This is a genomic window from Streptomyces sp. NBC_01166 (genome assembly GCF_045039765.1).
In the GTDB taxonomy this organism is placed as follows: domain Bacteria; phylum Actinomycetota; class Actinomycetes; order Streptomycetales; family Streptomycetaceae; genus Streptomyces.
The window spans coordinates 4586181-4608963 of record NZ_CP108613.1; the positions used below are offsets into that span (position 1 = coordinate 4586181).

Annotated in this window: 22 protein-coding genes; 10 read left to right on the forward strand and 12 right to left on the reverse strand. The window is 70.0% G+C overall.

Annotation, left to right across the window (positions count from 1 at the left end):
- Nucleotides 1-87 precede the first annotated feature (87 nt).
- The 6 genes from OG379_RS21030 to OG379_RS21055 all read left to right on the forward strand — a co-directional run bounded on the left by OG379_RS21030 (nucleotide 88) and on the right by OG379_RS21055 (nucleotide 8243).
- Nucleotides 88-465, forward strand: a complete 378-nt coding sequence (locus tag OG379_RS21030) for a hypothetical protein (RefSeq protein ID WP_405668600.1) — start codon at nucleotides 88-90, stop codon at nucleotides 463-465.
- Entirely contained in the window at nucleotides 462-2261 is a 1800-nt protein-coding gene (locus OG379_RS21035; protein WP_405664699.1) for an alpha/beta hydrolase, read from the forward strand. Before OG379_RS21030 ends, OG379_RS21035 begins: the two co-directional genes overlap by 4 nt.
- Before the next feature lie 101 nt (nucleotides 2262-2362).
- Nucleotides 2363-2818: a hypothetical protein gene (locus tag OG379_RS21040; RefSeq protein ID WP_405664700.1), complete on the forward strand. Its 456-nt coding sequence runs from the start codon at nucleotides 2363-2365 to the stop codon at nucleotides 2816-2818.
- 100 nt (nucleotides 2819-2918) lie between these two features.
- Nucleotides 2919-3923: an NlpC/P60 family protein gene (locus OG379_RS21045; protein ID WP_405664701.1), complete on the forward strand. Its 1005-nt coding sequence runs from the start codon at nucleotides 2919-2921 to the stop codon at nucleotides 3921-3923.
- A gap of 301 nt (nucleotides 3924-4224) precedes the next feature.
- Complete coding sequence (locus OG379_RS21050; RefSeq protein ID WP_405664702.1) at nucleotides 4225-4956, forward strand: phosphatase PAP2 family protein; 732 nt, start codon at nucleotides 4225-4227, stop codon at nucleotides 4954-4956.
- A gap of 143 nt (nucleotides 4957-5099) precedes the next feature.
- Nucleotides 5100-8243: a tetratricopeptide repeat protein gene (locus OG379_RS21055; RefSeq protein WP_405664703.1), complete on the forward strand. Its 3144-nt coding sequence runs from the start codon at nucleotides 5100-5102 to the stop codon at nucleotides 8241-8243.
- 4 nt (nucleotides 8244-8247) lie between these two features.
- Here OG379_RS21055 and OG379_RS21060 read toward each other — a convergent pair whose 3' ends face one another.
- Nucleotides 8248-8463, reverse strand: coding sequence for a hypothetical protein (locus tag OG379_RS21060; RefSeq protein ID WP_405668843.1), 216 nt, complete (start codon nucleotides 8461-8463; stop codon nucleotides 8248-8250).
- A 153-nt stretch (nucleotides 8464-8616) separates the two neighbouring features.
- Here OG379_RS21060 and OG379_RS21065 point away from each other — a divergent pair, with 153 nt between their 5' ends.
- Together OG379_RS21065 and OG379_RS21070 are read left to right on the forward strand one after the other, a co-directional pair.
- On the forward strand, nucleotides 8617-9501 hold the full coding sequence (locus OG379_RS21065; protein ID WP_405664704.1) for a hypothetical protein: 885 nt from the start codon (nucleotides 8617-8619) through the stop codon (nucleotides 9499-9501).
- 99 nt (nucleotides 9502-9600) lie between these two features.
- On the forward strand, nucleotides 9601-9810 hold the full coding sequence (locus OG379_RS21070) for a hypothetical protein (protein WP_322984271.1): 210 nt from the start codon (nucleotides 9601-9603) through the stop codon (nucleotides 9808-9810).
- 22 nt (nucleotides 9811-9832) lie between these two features.
- Here OG379_RS21070 and OG379_RS21075 read toward each other — a convergent pair whose 3' ends face one another.
- Entirely contained in the window at nucleotides 9833-10180 is a 348-nt protein-coding gene (locus tag OG379_RS21075; protein ID WP_322984270.1) for a metal-sensitive transcriptional regulator, read from the reverse strand.
- Nucleotides 10181-10401: 221 nt separating this feature from the next.
- Here OG379_RS21075 and OG379_RS21080 point away from each other — a divergent pair, with 221 nt between their 5' ends.
- Together OG379_RS21080 and OG379_RS21085 are read left to right on the forward strand one after the other, a co-directional pair.
- A complete protein-coding gene (locus OG379_RS21080; RefSeq protein ID WP_073743490.1) occupies nucleotides 10402-11022 on the forward strand; it encodes a DUF47 domain-containing protein in 621 nt (206 codons plus the stop codon).
- A 5-nt stretch (nucleotides 11023-11027) separates the two neighbouring features.
- Nucleotides 11028-12026 (forward strand): anion permease, encoded by a 999-nt coding sequence (locus OG379_RS21085; RefSeq protein WP_393757208.1) that lies wholly within the window; start codon nucleotides 11028-11030, stop codon nucleotides 12024-12026.
- A gap of 148 nt (nucleotides 12027-12174) precedes the next feature.
- Here OG379_RS21085 and pstB read toward each other — a convergent pair whose 3' ends face one another.
- From pstB to OG379_RS21135, 10 genes are all read right to left on the reverse strand, one after another.
- On the reverse strand, nucleotides 12175-12951 hold the full coding sequence (gene pstB / locus OG379_RS21090; RefSeq protein WP_405664705.1) for a phosphate ABC transporter ATP-binding protein PstB: 777 nt from the start codon (nucleotides 12949-12951) through the stop codon (nucleotides 12175-12177).
- Nucleotides 12952-12978: 27 nt separating this feature from the next.
- Nucleotides 12979-14067, reverse strand: coding sequence for a phosphate ABC transporter permease PstA (gene pstA / locus OG379_RS21095; RefSeq protein ID WP_405664706.1), 1089 nt, complete (start codon nucleotides 14065-14067; stop codon nucleotides 12979-12981).
- The gene (pstC, locus tag OG379_RS21100) at nucleotides 14064-15056 is read right to left on the reverse strand and encodes a phosphate ABC transporter permease subunit PstC (RefSeq protein ID WP_393757214.1); all 993 of its coding nucleotides are present in this window, start codon (nucleotides 15054-15056) and stop codon (nucleotides 14064-14066) included. Before pstC ends, pstA begins: the two co-directional genes overlap by 4 nt.
- A 132-nt stretch (nucleotides 15057-15188) precedes the next feature.
- Nucleotides 15189-16319, reverse strand: coding sequence for a phosphate ABC transporter substrate-binding protein PstS (gene pstS, locus OG379_RS21105; RefSeq protein WP_405664707.1), 1131 nt, complete (start codon nucleotides 16317-16319; stop codon nucleotides 15189-15191).
- A gap of 273 nt (nucleotides 16320-16592) precedes the next feature.
- The gene (locus OG379_RS21110) at nucleotides 16593-17003 is read right to left on the reverse strand and encodes an NUDIX hydrolase (protein ID WP_405664708.1); all 411 of its coding nucleotides are present in this window, start codon (nucleotides 17001-17003) and stop codon (nucleotides 16593-16595) included.
- The gene (locus OG379_RS21115) at nucleotides 17000-17992 is read right to left on the reverse strand and encodes a CHAD domain-containing protein (protein WP_405664709.1); all 993 of its coding nucleotides are present in this window, start codon (nucleotides 17990-17992) and stop codon (nucleotides 17000-17002) included. Before OG379_RS21115 ends, OG379_RS21110 begins: the two co-directional genes overlap by 4 nt.
- Nucleotides 17979-20225: an RNA degradosome polyphosphate kinase gene (locus OG379_RS21120; protein WP_405664710.1), complete on the reverse strand. Its 2247-nt coding sequence runs from the start codon at nucleotides 20223-20225 to the stop codon at nucleotides 17979-17981. The genes OG379_RS21115 and OG379_RS21120 overlap by 14 nt, the downstream gene beginning before the upstream one ends.
- Nucleotides 20226-20495: 270 nt before the next feature.
- On the reverse strand, nucleotides 20496-21479 hold the full coding sequence (locus OG379_RS21125) for a hypothetical protein (protein ID WP_405664711.1): 984 nt from the start codon (nucleotides 21477-21479) through the stop codon (nucleotides 20496-20498).
- Nucleotides 21476-22375, reverse strand: coding sequence for an ABC transporter ATP-binding protein (locus OG379_RS21130; RefSeq protein ID WP_405664712.1), 900 nt, complete (start codon nucleotides 22373-22375; stop codon nucleotides 21476-21478). Before OG379_RS21130 ends, OG379_RS21125 begins: the two co-directional genes overlap by 4 nt.
- On the reverse strand, nucleotides 22372-22782 hold the full coding sequence (locus OG379_RS21135) for a GntR family transcriptional regulator (RefSeq protein WP_393757229.1): 411 nt from the start codon (nucleotides 22780-22782) through the stop codon (nucleotides 22372-22374). The genes OG379_RS21130 and OG379_RS21135 overlap by 4 nt, the downstream gene beginning before the upstream one ends.
- Between the last annotated feature and the right edge of the window lies 1 nt (nucleotide 22783).

Genomic DNA, 22783 nt, shown 5'->3' on the forward strand with positions numbered 1-22783 from the left:
GGGCTCACGCCGCCGGTACGTCCGGCGTGTCGGGTACGCCGCCTTTGGCACAGTGCCGCTCCGTGATCGAGGAACGGGGTGAGCGTGATGGCCGTGGTGCACGGGCTGAGTGATCCGGCGGGGCCGCCGAGCGGGGGCGGCTGTGGCCCGAGGCTGAAGCACAGCGACGGACCGTGGCTGCTGGCGGCAGGGGGCGCGGCGGAGCTGGCGGCCCAGCTGGCGCCTGTACGGGGAGAGTTGGGGCTGGCGCATCAGGGGCTCATGGAGGGGGCAGGCCGGCTTACCGCGCTCGCGGAGCTGGCGGCCGTACGGGAGTCCTGGGAGCGGCGGTTCCAGGCGGCGCAGGGCGAGTGCGGAAGCCTGGCGGCCAAGCTGCGGGACGTCGCGCGTACGCAGGGCGCCACGAACGAGGCCGTCAGGGCGTCCTTCGCCGCGGTGACGCCGTGCGGGGGTGACGAGCGGTGACGCCGACGCCGGCGCTGACGTGGGCGCAGTTACGGGACCTGAGGTGCGCCGAGCTGGAGGGCGCGGCCGACGGGTGGGGCAAGTCGAGCAACCGTGCCGACGCGGCGCGGGACCGCATCGAGCAGCAACTGCTCACCGGGCTCCGCGACACGCAGGAGGGCGAGGCGGCACAGGCGGCGGTCGCGAGGCTGCGGCAGCTGGGGCGGAACCTCCAGTACGTGTACACCGAGTGCGGGTTGCTCCGTACGACCCTGAACTCCCTGTCCCACGAGATGAAGACCCAGCAGCGGGCACTGAACGAGGCGCTGGACGATGCGGCCGCGCTGAGGTTCACGGTCCACGCGGACGGTTCGGTGACGTACCCGGCTGCGGGTGTGGGGCTCATCGACGGCGCGGCCGTCCGGGGCGGCACGACGTCGTCGAACGGGCTGCCGGGGCTTGTGCCACCCTCGGGCCTGGTCGCACCGAACCCCAACGCGGCCAAGGCGCAGGACATCGCGGAGCGGGTGACCGGGGCGGTGCGGGCGGCGGCCGAGATCGACTGGCGGTACGCGGGGATCCTGCGCCGGCTGAAGGCGGAAGAGGGACTGAAGGTCCCGGACTCCACATGGAAGGACGCGGCGGGCGACGCGGAGGCGGTGCGGGGGGCGGCGGGGGCGTACCTGAAGGACGCCATCCCTCACGACGCGTCTCCGGCGGAGCGGCGGGACTGGTGGGCGGGGCTGACGCAGGAACAGCGCGAGGAGTACCTCGCGGTGTACCCGGACCAGATCGGGAACCTGGACGGGATCCCGGCCCTGATCCGCGACGCGGCCAACCGGGACAACCTGCGGTTGCTGATCGGGGAGCTGGAGGGGCGGGACGACGAGAGGTCGGTGACGCAGTTGGCGGGGCTGCGGGAGATCGACCGGCAGTTGGGGGCGGGAGCCAAGCCTGGGGAGCCGCCGATGTACCTCCTAGGGGTCAGTGACGAGGGGAACGGGCGGGCGATCGTCGCGTATGGAAATCCAGATACTGCCAAGAATGTGTCGACCTATGTGCCCGGCTTGAATACCTCCTTGGATAAAGAATTTGCGGAGGGTGACCTCAAGCGTGCTCGTGACACGGCGATTGGTTCCCGATACCACGACCCGTCAAGTGCAGCCATTGCATGGCTCGGCTACGACGCTCCTCAGGCCATTGACGGTCTCGGTACTCTCGCAGTGGCTCATGATGAGCGGGCCGTTGAGGGTGGGAAACGGTTGAACGAATTTGCTAGCGGATTGACGGCTACGAACATAAACGACGATCCGCATTTTACGGCTATTGGGCACTCGTACGGATCACGCACAGTGGGTGCGGCCACACAGCAGGGCGGGGGGATTCCGGGAGTCGACGACATCGTTTTGGTCGGGAGTCCAGGGGTGGGTGTTGATCGTGCGGAGGATCTCGGGGTAGGGAAGTCCCACGTCTTTGTCGGGGCGGCGGAGAACGACGGGGTGACAATGGTGCCGTCCAAAAGGCAGGCGGTCGTGGGTGCTTCGGTGAGCGTGCTCGGTCCACTTTCCCTTCTTGCAGGTGACGTTGCTGACCGAGGAGATGATGACCTCTGGTTCGGCAAGGATCCGGCGAGTGAAGAATTCGGCGCACGGCGCTTCCGTGTCGATGACGGCCCGGGCCTCACCGGAGCCAGTGGGCCGACAATTGCCGCACACTCTCTGTACTTTGACCCGAAGAGAGACGCGGTGTCATCGTCCAACATTGCGCTAATTGCTGCCGGGCGTTCTGAGAAGATCAGCAATCAGGAGTATCGATGAGTCGTGCGTTCTGTTACGCAACTGCGGCGGTAGCCGTCTCATTCGTCTTGTCGAGTTGCGCGGGTGGAGTTGAGCCGCTCGTGGGAACAGGGGGTTCTGAAATGAATATGCAGGAAGCGGCGAATCGCGCTGACAGGATTCTGGATGACATGTTTGACCAGGTTCACCCGGCGGTCCGGTGGACCCACGGCCCGACCACTACCGGAAGCTGCGACGTAACCAGACGGCGTGCTGTCATGACCATCGTGTCCGCGCAACGTAGGGGAAGCTTCTTGGGTGTAGTGGACCGCTCATGGCGCAGCAGCGGGTATCGGATGAAATCCATCAACGATGATCCGGATGTGCCGGCAATCTTTGCCCAGACGAAGGACGGGTTCGGCGTAAGTCTGATCGTCGGAGGTGAAGGGCAGGTGTTCTTCGAGGTAGACAGCCCCTGCGTCGAGGAGTCAGAGGTCGCCGAATCCACCACCAAGGCGACCGCGCCCACCTACGAGGGCATGGAGCACATCCCCCGCCCCAACATCCGCTCGCCCTTCTGGTCCGCCGGCGCCCCCTGATCCCCCTCGGCCGCCCCTGACGCCCCCTCATGCCTCCATCCACCCGTACACACCAGCGAATCGCGTCGTGAACCGCGCCCGAATGGGGGATGGTTGAGACGTGCGGAAATACTGGGTGTTCGTCGGCGGTGGGATCGGGCTGGGCCTGTGCTTCATCGCCCTGCTCGTCGTCGGTACGTACTCCGCCGCCGCCGGGATCGCCGGGGCGAGCGGAGCCGTCGGGCTGGCCAAGGGGGCCGTGCCCGCGCGGTACCAGCCCCTCGTCGAGAAGTGGGGCAACCTCTGCCCCGCCATCAACCCCGCTCTGCTGGCGGCGCAGTTGTATCAGGAAAGTGGCTGGAATCCGCGCGCCCAGAGCCACGCCGCCGCGCAGGGCATCGCCCAGTTCATCCCCGGCACCTGGGCCTCGCACGGCATCGACGGGGACAAGGACGGGGACCGGGACGTATGGGACCCCGCCGACGCGATCCCGTCCGCCGCGTCCTACGACTGCGAGCTCGCCGGGTACGTCAAGAAGGTGCCGGGCGACGTGACCGACAACATGCTCGCCGCGTACAACGCGGGTGCGTACCGTGTGATCCGGTCGGGCGGGGTGCCTGCGATCAGCGAGACGCAGAACTACGTAAAGATCATCAGGTCGCTGGAGAAGAGCTTCGCCAAGCCGGTCGGCCGGGTGCAGCCTTCACAGCAGGCCGCCGGGGCCATCTACTTCGCGCAGAAGAAGCTGGGTACCCCCTATCTCTGGGGCGGGAACGGGACGGCCGACCAGGGGGGCCGGTTCGACTGTTCCGGGCTGACTCAGGCCGCGTACCGGACGGTGGACATCGAGCTTCCCCGGGTGGCCAACGATCAGTACAACGCCGGACCGCACCCCTCCCGCGAGGAGCTCCTCCCCGGAGACCTGGTGTTCTTTTCGGACGATCTGAACAACTCGCGGGCCATCCACCACGTGGGCCTCTACGTCGGTGGCGGCTACATGATCAACGCGCCGTACACCGGCGCGGTGATCCGGTTCGACAAGATCGACACCCCCGACTACTTCGGTGCGACAAGGGTCACGAAAGACGGGGCCGCGGCGCTTCCCACCGCGCTCCCGGAAAGCTGACAGGTAGTCGGTCATGGCCGGAACTCTCCGTGAAGCCCAGGCCCTGAGCTGCGACGATGAGTCACTCTTCGATAACGTCATGGTGATCATTCGGTGGAGAGCGGAACGCAGAGAGCTGACAGGCCGTTCCCTGGACTGGGACAGCATGCGCACATGACCATGCGCGGTTGTCCAGACCGGTCAGGCGTGACGGCATCATGGCGTGGCGCGGCACTGAATCCGCACCGACCACGGGGGTCAGACCAAGGCGACGCACGCCGTTGTGCGTCGCAGCAGCAGACAAGGCAAGGGGCCGCGGCAGATGGCTGGACTCGCACTCGATGGGTCGAACCCCGATGTCAGCCTGCTCTACGACATCAATGGGCTGGCGAAGGCCGCTCCGACCTGGTTCGACCGGGTCATGGAGTTCGTCGGTGAATTCGGGATCATGTTCGCCATGGTCCTGGCGGTCCTGTGGTGCTGGTGGAGCGTGCGCCGACGCGGGACGACCGAGGACTCGGTGACGGCGGTTGCCGGGCTCGTGTGGGCACCGCTCGCCGCCGGGATCGCGTTGCTCGTCAACATCCCGATCAGGGGCTTCGTGGAGCGGCCCCGTCCGTTCTTCGACCACAAGGGGCTCGAAGTCCTGGTGAAGGGCAAGACGGACTTCTCTTTCGTGAGCGACCACGCGACGATGGCGATGGCGATCGCCGTGGGGGTTTTCGTGGCCAACAGGAAGTTCGGCCTGGTGGCGATCGCGCTGGCGCTCCTGGAGGGCTTCTGCCGCGTCTACATGGGCGTGCACTACCCGACCGACGTGATCGGCGGCTTCGCTCTCGGCACCGCTGTGGCGCTGCTGCTCGCCCCGCTCGCGATGATGCTGCTGACTCCTCTGGTGGGGGCCGTGGCCCGCGCCGGAGTGCTCGGCCGGCTCGTCCGCTCGGGCGGGGCGGGCGCCACCGCCGGTGGGCGGGGCGAGGCGCAGGGGATCCCCGAGCCGAGCACGGGCTCCGGCCGTGGCGGTGAGCCCGGCGAGAGGGACCTCGCCGCGTAGGCATGGCGAACTCGCCGCGTAGGCGGAGAGACCGGCGGTTTCATGAGGGGCGTCCCGTGGAGGGGCGCCCCTCACGCATGGGCAGGGCAGCCCGAGGGGCCACTTCGGCGGTTCCGATCCCGCGCCCCGGACGGCGGGGCATCATGGCCGGAGATCCGGGGGTGGTGCATGTGGCCGGTCGGCGGCCGACGCGGCAGGAAGTCAATCGGCGGCACGAGCGTTCGGGCTTCGTGGGGCGCCGCGGTGAGCTCGCGGTGTTCCGGGAGACGTTCGCGCGTGATCCGGAGGAGGCCGACTTCCCGTTCCTGTTCCATGTGCGCGGCAACGGGGGTGTGGGCAAGTCCACCCTCGTCCGGCAGTGGGAATCCACCGCCCGCGAGCAGTCCACCGTCGTCACGGCGTTCGTGGACGACGAGGTGCACGACGCCGTCGAGGCGATGGAGGCCGTCAGCGCCCGGCTGGGCAGGCAGGGGCACCCGCTGAAGCGGTTCGACAAGCAGCTGGCGACCTACCGGCAGCGCCGGCACCAGGCCGAGAGCGCTGTCCCCGCACCACAGCCCGACCCTCCGGGCGGTCAGGCCGCACCGGCCGCGAGGCCGTCCAGCACGGTGGCGGCGCAGGTGGGACTGGTCGGTCTCGGCATGGTGCCCGGGGTCGGGGCCTTCGTCGGCGCGGTGGATCCGCAGCAGGTCGCGCTGGGCGCGGACCGGGTGCGGGCGGCCCTCAACATGCGCCTGCGCAGCCATGACGACGTACGGCTGGTGATGGATCCGGTCGCGGTCCTCGCCCCGGTCTTCCTGGAGGACCTGGCCGAGGTCGCGGAGCGGTGCGAGCGGGTGGTGCTGTTCTTCGACGTGTACGAGCGGACCGGGCCCGTGCTCGACGCCTGGCTGCACGACATCGTCTTCGGCGAGGAGTACGGGGGCCTGCCGGTCAACGTCCAGGTCGTGCTCTCCGGCCGGCCGCGCCTGGACGCCCGGGTCTGGGGCGACCGGCTGGGCCAGGTCACCGAGGTGCGCCTGGAGGTGTTCACGGAGGAGGAGGCGCGCACGCTGCTCGCCACCCACGGCGTCACCGACGAGCCCAGCGTCGATCTGGTCCTGCGCCTGTCGGGGCGGCTGCCGCTGCTGGTCGACATGCTGGCCCGCAGTGACGCCAGCAGCGGCGACAGCTTCGGGGATCCGTCGGAGACGGCGGTCGAGCGGTTTCTGAAGTGGGAGCCGGACGCCCGGCGGCGTGACGCGGCGCTGGCCTGTGCGCTTCCGCTGCAGATCGACGAGGACGTGTACCGGGCCGCCGTGCCGGAGGCCGCCGCCGCCGACTACCCGTGGCTGCGCGGCCTCGCGTTCGTCTCCACGCAGGCGGGCCGGTGCCGCTACCACGATGTGGTGCGCGCGGCGATGCTGCGCCTGCAGCGCGGTCGGTCGCCGGCCCGCTGGCAGCAGGCGCACACCCGTCTTGCCGATGTGTTCGAGCGGTGGCGCCTGGGCGCGGAGTCCGACCTCGGCACCGCCGCCGGCACCTTCACGTGCTGGGAGGACGCCGTCTGGCGCGAACACCGGCTCAACGAGACGTACCACCGGCTGTGCGCGAATCACCGGACCGCGTTGCCCGACGCCCTCCACCAGGCCGTCCACGCGATCGACCACGACCTCGCGACGCTGCGGCGCTGGGCCCAGATCCTCGGGCAGGCGGGAGACGACACGGAGACGGCGGTTCTCGGCGCCTGGGGGCGGCGTCTGGAAGCCGCCGGTGAGCAGGACGGGGCGAGCATCGCGGTGCTGAACGTGCTGCTGGCGGCGCCCGGACTCGGTGCGGCGGGGCGCGCTCTGGCCTACTGCGTCCGGGCCGGGGAGCACCGGATCGCGGGCGACCACGAGAGGGCGCTGGCGGACTACGCGCTGGCCATGGACATCGATCCGGACGACGCGCGTCCGCACGCGGGGCGTGGTGAGACGTACCGGCTGATGGGCCGTCACGAGGAGGCGGCCGCCGCCTGTACCCGTGCGCTGGAGCTCGATCCCCTCGACGAACGGGCCGTCGGCAGCCGTGGCGACGCCTACCGGAACCTGGGCCGCCACGACGAGGCACTCGCGGACTTCGCCCGCGCCATCGAGCTCGACCCGGGGTACGCGTGGGCGTACGGCAGCCGTGCCCAGGTCCACGAGGCGTCGGGACGCCCCGACGACGCGGTCGCCGACTACACCCGGGCCATCGAGCTCAACCCGCGGTACGCGTGGGCCTTCGGGAGCCGGGCGTACGTCCACCAGGTCCAGGGCCGCCATGCCGAGGCCCTCGCCGACTACACCCGGGCCCTCGGGATCAACCCGCGCTACGAGTGGGCCTTCGCCAGCCGTGCCCGGGTCCACCACATCATGGGCGAGTACGAGGATGCTCTCGCCGACTACGCCAGGGCCGTCGAGATCGACCCGGACTACGCGTGGGCCCTCGCCAGCCGGGCGGCCACCTACGAGAAGCTCGGCCGTCACGAGGAAGCGCTGGCCGACTACACCCGGGCCATCGAGGCCGACCCCCGCTACGAATGGGCCCTCACGGGCCGTGGGGAGCTGTACCGGCGGCTCGGTCGCTACGAGGAAGCGCTGGCCGACCACTCCCTGGCCTTCGAGATCAATCCCCGCTACGACTGGGCCGTCCTCAACCGAGGGATGGTCTTCCGGCGGCTGGGCCGGTACGAGGAGGCCGCCGCCGACTACACGCGGGCCATGGAGATCGACCCCATGTCCGGGGCGTTCGTCTCCCACCGCGCGGAGATGTACCGGCGGGCGGGCCTCCACGAGGAGGCGGCCGCCGACTACCGCCTGGTCATGGCGGCCGAGGCTCCCGCCGCGTGGTCGTACGCCGGCCGTGCGCAGATGCATCTGCGGCTCGGGCGTTACGAGGAGGCGCTCGCCGACTGCGTACGGGCTGTGGAGATCAACTCGGATGACGGCTGGTACGTAGGCCTGTACGCCCTCTCCTCGCGTCTGACGGGTGACGAGCAGGAGGCCGACCGCAATTTCCGGCGTGCGATCCGTCTGCTCCTGGCGGACGGGACCGGGGACAGCACCAGGCAGGCGCTGGTGCTGGGGTGCGTCCTGTTCATGCACTGCGCGCTCCAGGAATGGGAGCGTGCCACCGCGCGGTGCGACGACCTTCTCGGCCGGACGCCGGAGGCGCACGTGATCCGGGAGGTACTGGAAGACCTCTCACTGCTCCGGGACGTACTGCCGTCCGTGGTGCCCGGCACCGACCCTCTCGTACGTCGGCTGGGGGACGCGCTCGCCTGACCGCTCAGCGGTCCGTTCCGGCGCGGTGTTCGGCCGCGTCCGTGCGGGCCCGGTCACGCGCGCGCCGGGCCGGTCCCGACCAGCCGCAGCTGCAGCGTGCGATGCAGAACGAGCCTCGTTCGACCGTGGTGACGCTGTGCGGCGGGGCGAGGGCGGTGATGGGTGCGGAGCCCGGAGCGAGCGACGGGGCCGGGGCGTGGGCTGGGGGGTCCTCATGCACGGATCCACGGTACTGCGGGCCGGCCGGTGCCGTCACCGAGTGGGCCGATCGGCTTCCGGAAGGGGCCCGGTGGCGTGACGGGGCGCCCCGGCCGTCGTTAGGCGAGGCGGGCGGGAACTCGGTCAGGTGTGCGTCGTTGGGGGTTGGCAGGCGATGGTGGTGCAGCAGCGCAGGTGCGGAGGCGGGCCACTGGCTGTGTTGGCCCTGGCCGTCGCGGGCGTGGTGTCGGTGGTCGGCGGATGTTCCGGCACGGGCGGTGACGACGGCGACGGGGCCGGTGAGCGCGTCGCCCGGGCCGGCCCGGCCGGCACCCCGGTGGCCGTGGTGCGCGGGGCGGCCGAGGCGCTCGCCGGTGCGGGCAGCGCCGAGACGCGTACGTCGATGGAGACGGCGGCCGGCGGGACCCGGGTGACGATCAGGGGCCAGGGGGCGTACGACTTCCGCAGACAGCTGGGCCGGATCAAGGTCGTCCTGCCCAAGGACGCCGCCGGGGCCGACGAGCACCGGCCGATCACGGAGCTGCTGGCCCCCGGTGCGCTGTACATGAAGAACCGTGGTGCCGGGGTGCCCGACGACAAATGGGTGCGGATCGACACGACGACCCTGGAGGACGGGAATCTGGTCACCGGAGGCGTGACCGATCCGATGGCCTCCGCCGAGCTGCTGCGCGGCGCGGGCGATGTGACGTACGTCGGGCGGACGGAGCTGGCCGGGGTGGCGGTCCGGCACTACCGGGGGACGGCGGATCTCGGGCGGGCGGCGCGGGAGGCGTCGCCGTCCTCGCGCGGGGCGATGGCCGCCGCGGCGAAAGGGTTCAGCACGGACACGGTGCCCTTCGACGTCTATCTGGACGACGAGGGCCTGCTGCGGAAGGTGCGCCACCACTTCACCTTCGCGACCGAGGGCCCGGCGGTCGCGGTGGTCTCGACGATGCTGCTGTACGGCTTCGGGGCGCCGGTCTCCGTGGAGCTTCCGCGCGGGGCGGACATCTACACGGGGCGGGTCCAGCAGGGCGGGAGTGGCCCGGAAACGCCGTAGGGAGGGGGCCGAAATGGTCCGTCCGTGCCATGCGCGGCGCGTGCCGCGCTCCCTACGCTAGGGAGTCGGTGCGCCAGGAGTCGGCGACAGCAGAGAGAGGTGACGCAGGTGGTGACGCTCAGCGCTCCGAACGCTCAGGACTGTGTGGCCCTCGCCGAGATCGAACTCTGCGGCGAGCTCATGATCGCCGCGGCGGACGCGCTCGAGGACCGGCTCAGTCCCGACCGTATCGACGAGGTGCTCAACGTCAGGGACCTTCCCTCCGAGCCGGTGCCGACGATCCCCCGGCAGGGCCGACACCGGGGATGACCTTTCCCACCCGGGGCCGCGGTCATGTCCGCAGGAGGCGGGCGATCGCCTTGGTGGCCTCCTCGACCTTCGCGTCGATCTCCTCGCCGCCCTTGAGAGCGGCGTCCGCGACGCAGTGGCGCAAATGCTCCTCCAGCAGCTGGAGCGCGAAGGACTGAAGTGCCTTGGTGGAGGCCGAGACCTGGGTGAGTATGTCGATGCAGTAGACGTCCTCGTCCACCATCCGCTGGAGGCCGCGGATCTGGCCCTCGATGCGGCGCAGCCGCTTGAGGTGCTCGTCCTTCTGGTGGTGGTACCCGTGGATGCCGCGGTCGTGGTCGGTGACGACTGCTTCCGTACCGCCTGCTCCGGTGGCCTCGGTGGTGGTCATGGGGTCCTCCCGTTGTCCTCGTGGCCTGCGGTGAGCGTGCCGTTCCGTACCCTCTGTATACCCCTGCCGGGTATATCGTACCGAATCCAGCCGAAACGTGACCGGGGGGCCGTGCTGATCACTGTGCCCGATGCGCGACACTGAAGAACGCCGGTTAGCCGTGGCCGGATGATGCGCCTAGCATCAGCCTGACCGAATCCAAAGCACCCCGAGGACCCCACGTGCGCTTTCGTCTGACCCCCAGGGAGACGAGCTTCTACGACATGTTTTCCGCATCCGCGGACAACATCGTCACGGGCTCGAAGCTCCTCATGGAACTGCTCGGGGCGGATTCTGCCTCCCGAGTCGAGATCGCGGAGCGTATGCGGGCAGCGGAGCACGCGGGGGACGATGCCACCCACGCGATCTTCCACCAGCTGAACTCCTCCTTCATCACGCCGTTCGACCGCGAGGACATCTACAACCTCGCGTCGTCGCTCGACGACATCATGGACTTCATGGAGGAGGCCGTCGACCTGGTCGTGCTGTACCAGATCGACGAGCTCCCGAAGGGTGTCGAGCAGCAGATCGAGGTCCTGGCCAGGGCGGCGGAACTCACCGCCGAGGCCATGCCGAGTCTGCGGACCATGGACAACCTCACCGAGTACTGGATCGAGGTCAACCGTCTGGAGAACCAGGCCGACCAGATCCACCGCAAGCTGCTCGCGCATCTGTTCAACGGCAAGTACGACGCCATGGACGTGCTGAAGCTCAAGCAGATCGTGGATGTGCTGGAAGAGGCGGCTGACGCGTTCGAGCACGTCGCCAACACCGTGGAGACCATCGCGGTCAAGGAGTCCTGAACCTCGTGGACACCTTTGCGCTGATCGTGACCATCGGTGTCGCGCTCGGCTTCACGTATACGAACGGCTTCCACGACTCGGCGAACGCCATCGCCACCTCGGTCTCCACCCGGGCGCTGACCCCGCGTGCGGCTCTGGCGATGGCCGCTGTGATGAACCTCGCAGGCGCCTTCCTGGGCCAGGGGGTCGCCAAGACCGTCAGCGAAGGCCTGATCGCCACGCCGGAGGGCCAGAAGGGGATGGGCATCCTCTTCGCGGCGCTGGTCGGCGCGATCATATGGAACCTCGTCACCTGGTACTACGGTCTGCCGTCGTCGTCCTCGCACGCCCTGTTCGGCGGCATGGTCGGCGCGGCGCTGGCCGGCGGGACGATGGTGCACTGGGACGGCGTGCTCGACAAGATCGTCATCCCGATGTTCCTGTCCCCCGTCATCGGCCTGGTCGGCGGCTATCTGGTGATGGTCGTGATCATGTGGATATTCCGGAAGTCCAACCCTCACAAGGCCAAGCGCGGCTTCCGTATCGCGCAGACGGTCTCGGCGGCCGGCATGGCGCTCGGACACGGTCTGCAGGACGCCCAGAAGACGATGGGCATCGTGGTGATGGCCCTGGTCATCGCTGATGTCGAGGGCCCGAACGACGAGATCCCGGTCTGGGTGAAGATCGCCTGTGCGGCGATGCTGTCCCTCGGGACGTACGCGGGCGGCTGGCGCATCATGCGTACGCTCGGCCGCAAGATCATCGAGCTGGACCCGCCGCAGGGCTTCGCCGCGGAGACGACCGGCGCGTCGATCATGTTCGGCTCGGCGTTCCTCTTCCACGCACCGATCTCCACGACTCATGTGATCACGTCGGCGATCATGGGTGTCGGCGCCACGAAGCGGGTGAACGCCGTGCGGTGGGGCGTGGCCAAGAACATCATCCTGGGGTGGTTCATCACCATGCCGGCCGCCGCGCTGGTGGCCGCGCTCAGCTACGGGATCGTCGTGCTGCTCTTCGGGTGAGTGGTTCCGCCCGGCCTGAATGTGCCCGGCCGGGCTCGCCCGGTGACCCGGCTGCTCATGGGTCCGCCCCTGCTCTCCTGTGGAGAGCGGGGGCGGACCCTTCGCCTTGTGGTGGCACCGCCATGCAGCACCCCAAGGCCGTCTGTGTTTATCCGAAGCGGCCCGAGATGTAGTCCTCGGTCGCCTGGACCGACGGGTTGGAGAAGATCCGCTCCGTCTCGTCGATCTCGATCAGCCGGCCGGGCTTGCCCACCGCCGAGAGGTTGAAGAAGGCCGTACGGTCCGAGACACGTGCTGCCTGCTGCATGTTGTGCGTCACGATGACGATCGTGAAGCGCTCCTTCAGCTCGCCGATGAGGTCCTCGATGGCGAGGGTCGAGATCGGGTCGAGCGCCGAGCACGGCTCGTCCATCAGCAGCACGTCCGGCTCGACCGCGATCGCGCGGGCGATGCACAGACGCTGCTGCTGTCCGCCGGAGAGACCCGAGCCCGGCTTGTTCAGGCGGTCCTTGACCTCGTTCCAGAGGTTGGCGCCCTTGAGGGACTTCTCGACGACGTCGGACAGCTCGCTCTTGCGGTACGAACCGTTCAGTCGCAGGCCCGCCGCGACGTTGTCGAAGATCGACATGGTCGGGAAGGGGTTCGGGCGCTGGAAGACCATGCCGACCGTGCGGCGCACGGTGACGGGGTCGACGCCGGGCCCGTACAGGTTCTCGTCGTCCAGCAGCACCTTGCCCTCGACGCGGCCACCCGGGGTGACCTCGTGCATGCGGTTCAGGGTGCGCAGGAAGGTGGACTTACCGCAGCCGGACGGGCCGATGAAGGCGGTCACGGAGCGGGGCTCCACCGTCATCGAGATGTCCTCGATGGTCTTGTGGGAGCCGTAGTAGGCGGTGAGGCCGCCGATGTCGATGCGCTTGGCCATGTGGAATCAACTGCTTTCTGCGTGGCCTCAGCGGCCGGTCTTCGGGGCCTTCCAGCGGGCGATGCCGCGGGCCACCAGATTGAGGATCATGACGAAGGCGATCAGCACCAGGGCTGCGGCCCAGGCACGGTCGTAGGACGCGGCCTCGCCGACCTTGTACTGCTCGTAGATGTAGAACGGCAGCGAGGACTGGGCGCCTTCGAAGGGGTTGCTGTTGATCAGCTGACTGCCGAAGACCAGCAGGATGATCGGCGCGGTCTCACCGGCGATACGGGCGATGGCGAGCATGACGCCCGTGGTGATGCCGCCGATCGCGGTGGGCAGGACCACCTTCAGGATGGTGCGCCACTTCGGGATGCCCAGCGCGAGGGAGGCCTCTCGGAGCTCGTTGGGGACGAGCTTGAGCATCTCCTCGGTGGAGCGGACCACGACCGGGATCATCAGGATCGTCAGGGCCAGGGCGCCCATCAGCCCGGAGGGCTCGAGGTTGGCGATCAGCATGATCGACAGGATGAAGAGACCGGCCACGATGGACGGGATGCCCGTCATGACGTCGACGAAGAAGGTGACGGCCTTGGCGAGCGCGCCCTTGCCGTACTCGACCAGGTAGACGGCGGTCAGCAGTCCGAGGGGGGCGGAGATCACGGTGGCGATCCCGACCTGCTCCAGGGTCCCGATCAGCGCGTGGTAGACGCCGCCGCTGGCCTCGGGGCCGAGGACGCCGGCCATCGAGTGGGTGAGGAAGTAACCGTCGAGGCGCTCGGCGCCGCGGCTGATCGTGGTCCAGAGCAGCGAGGCGAGCGGGACGACGGCGACGAGGAAGCAGACCCAGACGATGCTGGTGGCGAGGCGGTCCTTGGCCTGGCGCTTGTTCTCGACCGCGGTCGTCACGACGTACGAGACGGCCAGGAAGATCAGGGCCGAGATCAGCCCCCACTGGACACGGCTGTGCCAGCCGGCTGCCAGGGAGATCCCCACACCGAGCGCGACCGACACGACGGCGAAGCCGAGCGGCGCCCAACGGGGGAGGCTGCGGCTGCTGAGGCCGGTCCTGCCCGGTTCCGGCGGGGTCTGCGGACGCTTGTCCTGGACGTCGGTGGTGGTGGCGTGGGTCATGCGTTGGCCCCCGAGTACTCCTTGCGGCGGGCGATGATGAGCCGGGCCGCGCCGTTGACCAGCAGGGTGAGGACGAAGAGGACGAGGCCCGAGGCGATCAGTGCGTCGCGCCCGAACTCGTCGGCCTCACCGAACTTGGCCGCGATGTTCTGGGCGAAGGTGCCGCCGCCGTGATTGAGCACGTGCAGCGAGATGAGGAAGCTCGGCGACAGGACCGTGGCGACGGCCATCGTCTCGCCGAGCGCACGGCCCAGACCGAGCATCGAGGCCGAGATGATGCCGGAGCGGCCGAACGGCAGCACCGAGAGGCGGATGACCTCCCAGCGGGTGGCGCCGAGGGCGAGGGCCGCTTCCTCGTTCATCTTCGGGACCTGGAGGAAGACCTCGCGGCTGACGCTGGTCACGATCGGCAGGATCATGATCGCGAGCAGGATGCCGACGGTGAAGAGTGAGCGGGGGACGCCGATCTCGGTCTTGTCGAAGATGTACGTCCATCCGAAGAACTGGTCGAGCCAGAGGTTCAGGCCCTCCAGATACGGGACGAGGACGAGGGCGCCCCAGATGCCGTAGACGATGCTGGGCACCGCGGCGAGCAGGTCGATCACGTAGGCGAGGGGGGCGGCCAGCTTGCGCGGCGCGTAGTGCGAGATGAAGAGGGCGATGCCGACAGCGATCGGGACCGCGATGACCATCGCGATGATCGAGCTGACGACCGTGCCGAAGAGCAGGACCGCGATGCCGAAGACCGGCGGGTCACCGGCCGGGTTCCAGTCGAGCGTGGTGAGGAAGTTGCCCTCGTCCTTGGATATGGCGGTGGCGGCGCGGTAGCTGAGGAACACGGCGATCGACGCCATGATCACGAGCAGCAGAATGCCCGAGCCGCGTGAGAGGCCCAGGAAGATCTTGTCGCCGGCGCGTCCGGTGGACTTGGGACGCGATCGTGTTTCCGGCGGAGCCGGTGGGAGGTCGAGCGGTGTGGTGGAAGCCATGGTCTTTCCGGTCTGTGTGGGGGAGCGGATGCTCCCCTGGCGGCGGTGCACCGGATGGTCGGGCGGTGGGGGCCGGTCCGGAGGGGTGCGCCGGACCGGCCCGCCTGTGCGTGCGTGTCGTGCGGGGCCGGGCTACTTGAGGCCGGCGACCGTCTCGCGGACCTTGGTGTTGATCGCCTCGGGGATCGGGGCGTAGCCGGCGTCGGTGAGGACCTTCTGGCCGTCCGCGGAGGCGGTGTAGGTCAGGAAGGACTTGACGGTGCCGAGGGTGTCGGCCTTGTTGCCGGTGTCGCAGACGACCTCGTACGTCACCAGGACCAGCGGGTAGGCGCCCTCGGCCTTGGTGGTGTAGTCGAGGTCGAGCGCCAGGTCCTTGCCGGTTCCCTTGACCTTGGCGGCCGCGATGGCCTTGGAAGCGTTCTCCGAGGTCGCCTCGACCGGGGCCGCACCGCCCGTGTTGATGTCGACGGTGGTGATGTCCTGCGACTTGGCGTACGACAGCTCGAAGTAGCCGATGGAGCCGTTGACGGCCTTCACCTGGCTGGCGACGCCGGACGAGCCGGAGGCTGCCTGGCCGCCGGGGGCGGGCCACTTCTTCTCGGCCTCGTACTTCCAGTCGCTCGGTGCCGCGGCGTTCAGGTACTTGCCGAGGTTCTGCGTGGTGCCGGAGTCCTCGGAGCGGTGGAAGGCCTGGATGTCCGTGGCCGGCAGCTTGACGCCGTCGTTGAGCTTGGCGATCGCCGGGTCGTTCCACTTCTTGATCTTGTTGTCGAAGATCTTGGCGAGTGTGGAGGCGTCCAGCGTGAGGCTGTCGACACCCTCCACGTTGAAGCCGACCGCGATCGGGCCGCCGACCATCGGGAGGTTGATCCCCTGGCCGGACTTGCAGATCTTCTTCGACTCGGCGACCTCTTCGGGCTTCAGGGCGGAGTCCGAGCCGGCGAAGCCGACGGTGCCCTGGTTGAAGGCGACGATTCCCTCGCCCGAGGAGGAGGAGCTGTAATTGACCTCCACGCCGGAGCAGGCGGCCATGTAGTTCTTGACCCAGAGGTCCATCGCGTTCTTCTGGGCACTGGACCCGGAAGCGCGCAGCTGGCCCTCGGCGCCGTCGCACTTGATGTTCGACGCGGCGGCACTCGTCTTGCCGCCGGCGTCGGCACCGGTGTTGTCGTCCGAACCGCACGCCGTGAGGACCAGGGCGCCGGAGACGGCGAGGGCACCGAGCGCGGTGGCACGAAGCCGGTTCTTGCGCTGAAGCTTCACTTTCGGGGTGTTCCTTCCAGGAGCCGCCGCGGCTGGTGGGGACGAGGCGGCGTGCGATGAGGATCGGTGCGTCCGGCTTGGCGCCGTGCACCGTGTACGTCCGAAATTAGGCAGAACAGGTGAAGCGGCCTACGGGGCAGAGTGAACGGCAGGTGAACCGTGTCGGGCGGGCTGGTTCCGTCGCGCGGCGGGGGTGGCCGGCGGACCCGACCGGGCCGTGGTCATGGGCCGGGCGGCCCGGCGGCGGGACGGAGGTGCCGGTCGGCAAGGCCCTCAGACCCGCGGGCCGCTCTCCAGGAAGGCGTCCAGCTGGACGCGGTCGCCGGGACGGCTCAGGCGCGCCCGGGCCGGGCCGGGGGAGAGCCATGCCAGTCGGTCGACCTCGTCGTTGGGCTCGAAATCGCCGTCCGTCGCCTCCGCCGCCCAGTAGCTGACCTCTTTGGGGCGCCCGTTCGCCATGTAGTGAGCGGTGGGCAGGGCGGCGCCCGGCGCGCAGTGGTGGCCCGTCTCCTCGAGGACCTCGCGCAGGGCGGCCTCCAGCGTCGTCTCGCCGCGCTTCAGCTTGCCCTTGGGGAACGACCAGTCGTCGTAGCGGGGCCGGTGGACCAGGCAGATCTCCAGGCCGCCGTCCGGGGCGCGGCGCCACAGCACGCACCCCGCGGCCAGGACCGGTGTGCCGCTCATGGCGCGGTCACGGCCGCCGCGTACGGCCAGGTCTCCCGGAACACGGCGCGCGCCGCCTCCACCTCGTGCCGCTGGTCGGCGTGGAGCACCCCCAGGGCGTACGCCGTCGCGGGGGCGATGCGCGGGGTGCGCGCCGCCGAGGCCGCGGCCGCCGCGGCCTCTGCCGCGTCCCGGTGCAGGTCCAGCGCGTGTCCCGGCCCGGCCAGGGCCGGATCGGGGGCGCCCCGCAGCATCTCGTGGGCGTACCGGTGGAGCCGCAGCAGCAGGCGGGCCTGGTGCCAGAGGGCGTCGTGGGCCTCGTTGTACGGCTCCACGGCCTCGTCGGGCGGGAGCGCGGCCACCGCGTCCAGCATCAGCTGTTCGGCCAGCCCGGCGGGTGCGCGCAGCACCTCGTCCGCCGGTTCCGCCGCCGAGGCCGACAGAGGGACCTCCGAGGCGAGCAGCGCGACGGCGTCGGCGACGGCGTGGAAGCGGGAGGAGCCCAGGGCCTGGAGCGCCGCCGAGTGGGCGCGGGTCCGGGCGAGGGTCAGCCGGCGCTCCAGGAGCGCCCCGGCCCGGGCCGCGCCGACACCGAGCGCGGCCCGCTCCTTGTCGCTGCCGTCCGGGCTCTCGCCCGGAGCGGGCCGGGCCGACGGGAGCGAGACGCCGGAGAGCTGGTGCAGCGCCTCCAGGAGCCGGCCGAGCCGGGTGGCGTACGCGTGCTCGCGGGCCAGGGTGCCGGAGAGCCAGGCCAGTTCGGCGCGGAGCTGGTCGGCCCAGGCCGGGTCGAGTGCACCCCGGAAGGTGTGCAGCGTGCCGCTGATCCGGCGTGCCGCGTGGCGCAGCGCGCGGGCCGCGTCGTCGGCGCTCTGCGTGCCGGCGTCCGCGGGGGCGCTGTGCTCGCGGTGCAGCCGCAGGCCCCGCAGGAAGCAGGCGGCCTGTTCGCGCAGGTAGGGCGCGAGGACCGCTTCCGTGGAGAGGGTCGTCGTCTGGTGGTCAGGGCGTCGCACGCCGGCGCCTCCGGGCGTCAATGAGCATCTCTTGTACGTGCCGCAGCGGCTGCCCGTCCGCGTCCGTGGAGTGCCGGGTCCAGTTTCCGTCGGGGCCCAGGTGCCAGGAGGAGGTGGTGTCGGACATCCCTGTTTCCAGGAGCCTGCTGAGGGCGGCGCGATGCGCGGGGTCGGTGACGCGGACCAGTGCTTCGATCCGGCGGTCGAGGTTACGGTGCATCATGTCGGCGCTGCCGAACCACACTTCGGGTTCTCCGCCGTTGCCGAAGGCGAAGACCCGGGAGTGTTCGAGGAAGCGGCCGAGTATCGAGCGGACCCGGACGTTCTCGGAGAGTCCGGTGACGCCGGGGCGGATGGCGCAGATGCCGCGCACCCAGATGTCGACCGGCACGCCGGCCTGCCCCGCCCGGTAGCAGGCGTCGATGACCGCTTCGTCGACCATCGAGTTGACCTTGATGCGTACATAGGCGGAGCGTCCGGCGCGCTGGTGGGTGATCTCCTTGTTGATACGGGCGATCAGGCCGTCGCGCAGGGACTTCGGGGCGACCAGCAGTCGGCGGTAGGTCTCGCGGCGGGAGTAGCCGGAGAGCCGGTTGAAGAGGTCGGAGAGGTCCGCCCCGACCTGCGGGTCCGCGGTGAGCAGGCCGAGGTCCTCGTAGAGCCGGGCCGTCTTGGGGTGGTAGTTGCCGGTGCCGACGTGGGAGTAGCGGCGCAGCGTGTCGCCCTCCTGGCGGACGACCAGCGACAGCTTGCAGTGCGTCTTGAGGCCGACGAGGCCGTAGACGACGTGGCAGCCGGACTCCTCCAGCTTGCGGGCCCACTTGATGTTGGCCTGCTCGTCGAAGCGTGCCTTGATCTCGACGAGGACGAGGACCTGCTTGCCGGATTCGGCCGCGTCGATCAGGGCGTCGACTATCGGTGAGTCGCCCGAGGTCCGGTACAGGGTCTGCTTGATCGCGAGGACGTCCGGGTCTCCCGCCGCCTGTTCCAGGAAGGCCTGGACGGAGGTGGAGAAGGAGTCGTACGGGTGGTGCAGCAGCACATCGCGTTCGCGCAGGGCGGCGAATATGTCGGGCGCGGAGGCGGACTCGACCTCGGCGAGGTCACGGTGGGTGCCGGCGACGAACTTGGGGTACTTCAGCTCGGGCCGGTCCAGCGACGCGATGCCGAACAGCCCGGTGAGGTCGAGGGGGCCCGGCAGCGGGTAGAGCTCGGTCTCGGAGATCTTCAGCTCGCGCACGAGCAGGTCCAGGACGTACGGGTCGATGGACTCCTCGACCTCCAGACGGACCGGCGGGCCGAAGCGGCGCCGCATGAGCTCCTTCTCCAGGGCCTGGAGAAGGTTCTCGGCGTCGTCCTCCTCGACCTCCAGGTCCTCGTTCCTGGTGACCCGGAACATGTGGTGGGCGAGGACCTCCATGCCCGGGAAGAGCTCTTCGAGGTGGGCCGCGATGATGTCCTCTATCGGGACGTAACGCTGCGGGGACGCCTCCAGGAAGCGGGTGAGCAGCGGCGGCACCTTGACGCGGGCGAAGTGCCGGTGGCCGCTGACGGGGTTGCGCACGACGACCGCGAGGTTCAGCGACAGCCCGGAGATGTACGGGAACGGGTGCGCGGGGTCGACGGCCAGCGGGGTCAGCACGGGGAAGACCCGCTGCCGGAAGAAGGTGAACAGGCGGGCCTGCTCCTTCTCGGTCAGCTCGGGCCAGCGGACCAGCTGGATGCCCTCGTCGGACAGGGCCGGCGCGATGTCCTGCTGGTAGCAGGCGGCGTGGCGGGCCATGAGCTCGCGGGAGCGGGTCCAGATCAGGTCCAGGACCTCGCGGGGCTGCAGTCCGGACGCGGAGCGGGTGGCGACCCCGGTCGCGATACGGCGCTTGAGACCGGCGACCCGGACCATGAAGAACTCGTCCAGGTTCGAGGCGAAGATCGCGAGGAAATTAGCCCGTTCGAGTAGTGGTGTGGCGGGGTCCTCGGCGAGTTCCAGAACGCGTTCGTTGAACGCGAGCCAACTGCGCTCCCGGTCGAGGAACCGTCCCTGCGGCAGCTCGTCGCCGTCGCCCTCGGGCTCGTACGCGTCCGGGTCGTTGTCCAGATCGGGGTCCAGATCGGCGGCTGTGGACAGACCCGCGGGCACCGCGCCCGCGACGGCGTGGGGGCGGTGGGCGGCGAGGGAGCCGACCGACGGCTGGGCGGGCTGGACCGGGACCTCGGAGCTGGGCTGCTGGCTCATGGACCTATTCTTCCGCGCGTTCGGCTCCTCAGGCGCGTCGGAGCCCGGAAAGATCGCGGAAGGAGCGGAAGTGGCCCCTGGACCGGGGCCGCTCCCGTTGCGGGGGGTGGGCACAGCTGGCTGCATCCCGTGAGGGTCGCAAGCCCGTCTGAATGGCCGGTAACGGTGACATGACGTACAGGAAGCGGTGTGGCTGCGGGTGCCGACCCCTCCTCACCGTAGGTGAACCTTCCGCCCGGGCTCCCCCGGGGCCCGGGCGGAAGGCGGCTCTCAGACCGTGCGGCGGCGCAGGACGCGGAACGCGACGGCGACGGCCAGGGCGGCGAGGGCGAGCACGATGCCCGTCTCGACGAGCTGGAGGGGCCAGAGGTGGGTGGCCGGGTGGTGGTCGACGAACCAGCCGGTGATGTCGCGCTCGGCCATGCACCGGGCCTCCTGCGCCTGGTCCACATACGGCCGGCACACATCCATGGGCAGCCGGTCGCCGCTCGCGGTGAGGCGGCCGACGCCGACCACCCAGGAGTCGAGGGGGACGTCCGAGCTCCCGTAGTTCGTGGTGGTCGCGGTCCGCAGGGGCCAGAGGCCGTCCCGGAGGGTGCCGAGCGTCACCATCACCGTGCCGGTGACGACCACGGCCACCGCCATCGCGGCCACGGTGCGGTGAACCAGCAGGCCCGTGAGCGCGCCCACGGCGATGCCGAGCAGGGTGTAGCCGATGACCACGGGGACGGTCGCGCCGAAGACCTGGGCGTCGAACCAGTCGACCGTGAAGTCGGCGGCCGTCCGCGTCTGTGCCCAGGCGAGGACGACGGACAGCACGGTCACACCGGCGACGAGGAGCACGGTGGGCACGGCGAGCTTGGCCGCCAGCCAGCGGGCGGGAGTGACGGACTGGGTCCAGGCCACGCGGTAGGTGCCGCTCTCCAGCTCCCGGGCGATCAGGGGGCCGGCGACGAACGCGCTCGCGATCACGGGAAGGACCGTCAGGGCCGTCCCCGCGTACATGAGCACGCTGCTGAACAGGGACATCGACCCGTTGAAGTCCACGATCCGCTGGTCGCACGCGGGTCCGGAGACGCCCGAGGCCTTGCAGGAGCCCGCGTCGAACTCGTCGATCAGGTGGGACGTCCACAGGGCGAAGCCGATGACGACGACGAGTCCGGCCAGGGCGAGAAGCCCCGCGACGCGCAGGGTGCTGCGGTGCTGGCGTGCGACGACGCGGGCGGGGCCGCGCAGGGTGGTGAGAGTGCTCATGCGGCTGCCACCGTCCGGGCCGGTTCGTTGGACGCGCTGGGGGTGAGCAGCGGCGGTGCCTCCGGGGACCGGAGATGGGCGAGCAGCAGCTCCTCCAGGGAGGGTTGCGTGACGTCCCAGGCGGCGGGGTCCACCGGACCCTCCTTGCGTACGAGTGCGGTGAGCTGACGTCCGGTCGTGCGGGACTCGACGACGGTGTGCGGGGTGAGGTCGCGGGCCTGGCCGGTGACCAGGGCGTGCGCGGCGACGATGTCCTCGCTCTCGCCGCCGAGACGGACCCGGCCGCCGTCGACGAACAGGAGGTAGTCGCAGGAGCCTTCGAGCTCGGTGAGGATGTGCGAGGACATCACGATGGTGGTGGCGTTGTCGGCCGCCTCGGCCATCAGGATGCCCATCAGCTGGTGCCGGGCCAGCGGGTCGAGATCGGCCATCGGCTCGTCCAGCAGCATCAGTTCGGGCCGCTTGCCCAGCGCGAGCGCGAGGGCGAGCCGGGTCCGCTGCCCGCCGGAGAGCGCCCGGACCTTGGCGTCCTGGGGGAGCGGTCCGGCGACGCGGTCGGCGGCCGCACGGTCCCAGGTGGCGGGGTTGAGCTCCTGGCCCGCCCACAGGGTGTCGGCCACGGTGAGCTGCCCGTACAGCGGCTTGTCCTGGGAGACGTACGCGATGCGGGGCCGCGCCTCTCCGGGACCGGTGCCGAGCACGCGCACCGAGCCCTCGGTGGGCCGGAGCAGGCCGGCGGTGAGGGCGAGCAGTGTGGACTTCCCGGCTCCGTTGGGCCCGACGAGGGCGCAGACCCGTCCTGCGGGCAGCCGGAACGAGCAGTCGCGCAGGGCCCACCCCCGCTTACGTCCGTACGTCATACCGAGGCCGTTCGCCTCGATCGCGGCGCCTGTCATGAGTCCTGGTCCCCCTTGAATGTGCTGTCCAGTACGTCGGTGAAGAGCGCGCTCACGTCGTCCTTGTCCAGTCCCGCGGCGCGGGCCCTGCGGGTCCAGTCGGTGAGTTCGGCGCGCAGGGGCGCGTCGGTGGTGACCGCCGCGCTGCCGAGGGTGCGGCGGACGAAGGTGCCGAGGCCGCGGCGGGCCTCGACGAGGCCTTCGCGCTCCAGCTCGCGGTAGGCCTTGAGCACGGTGTTCGGATTGATCGCCGTGGCCTCGACGACCTCACGGGCCGTCGGCAGTCGGTCGCCCGGCTCCAGCACACCGAGGCGGAGCGCCTGCTTGGTCTGCTGCACGATCTGCAGGTAGGTGGCGACGCCGCTGCGCCGGTCGATGCGGAACTCGACCGCTGCGGATCCTGCCATC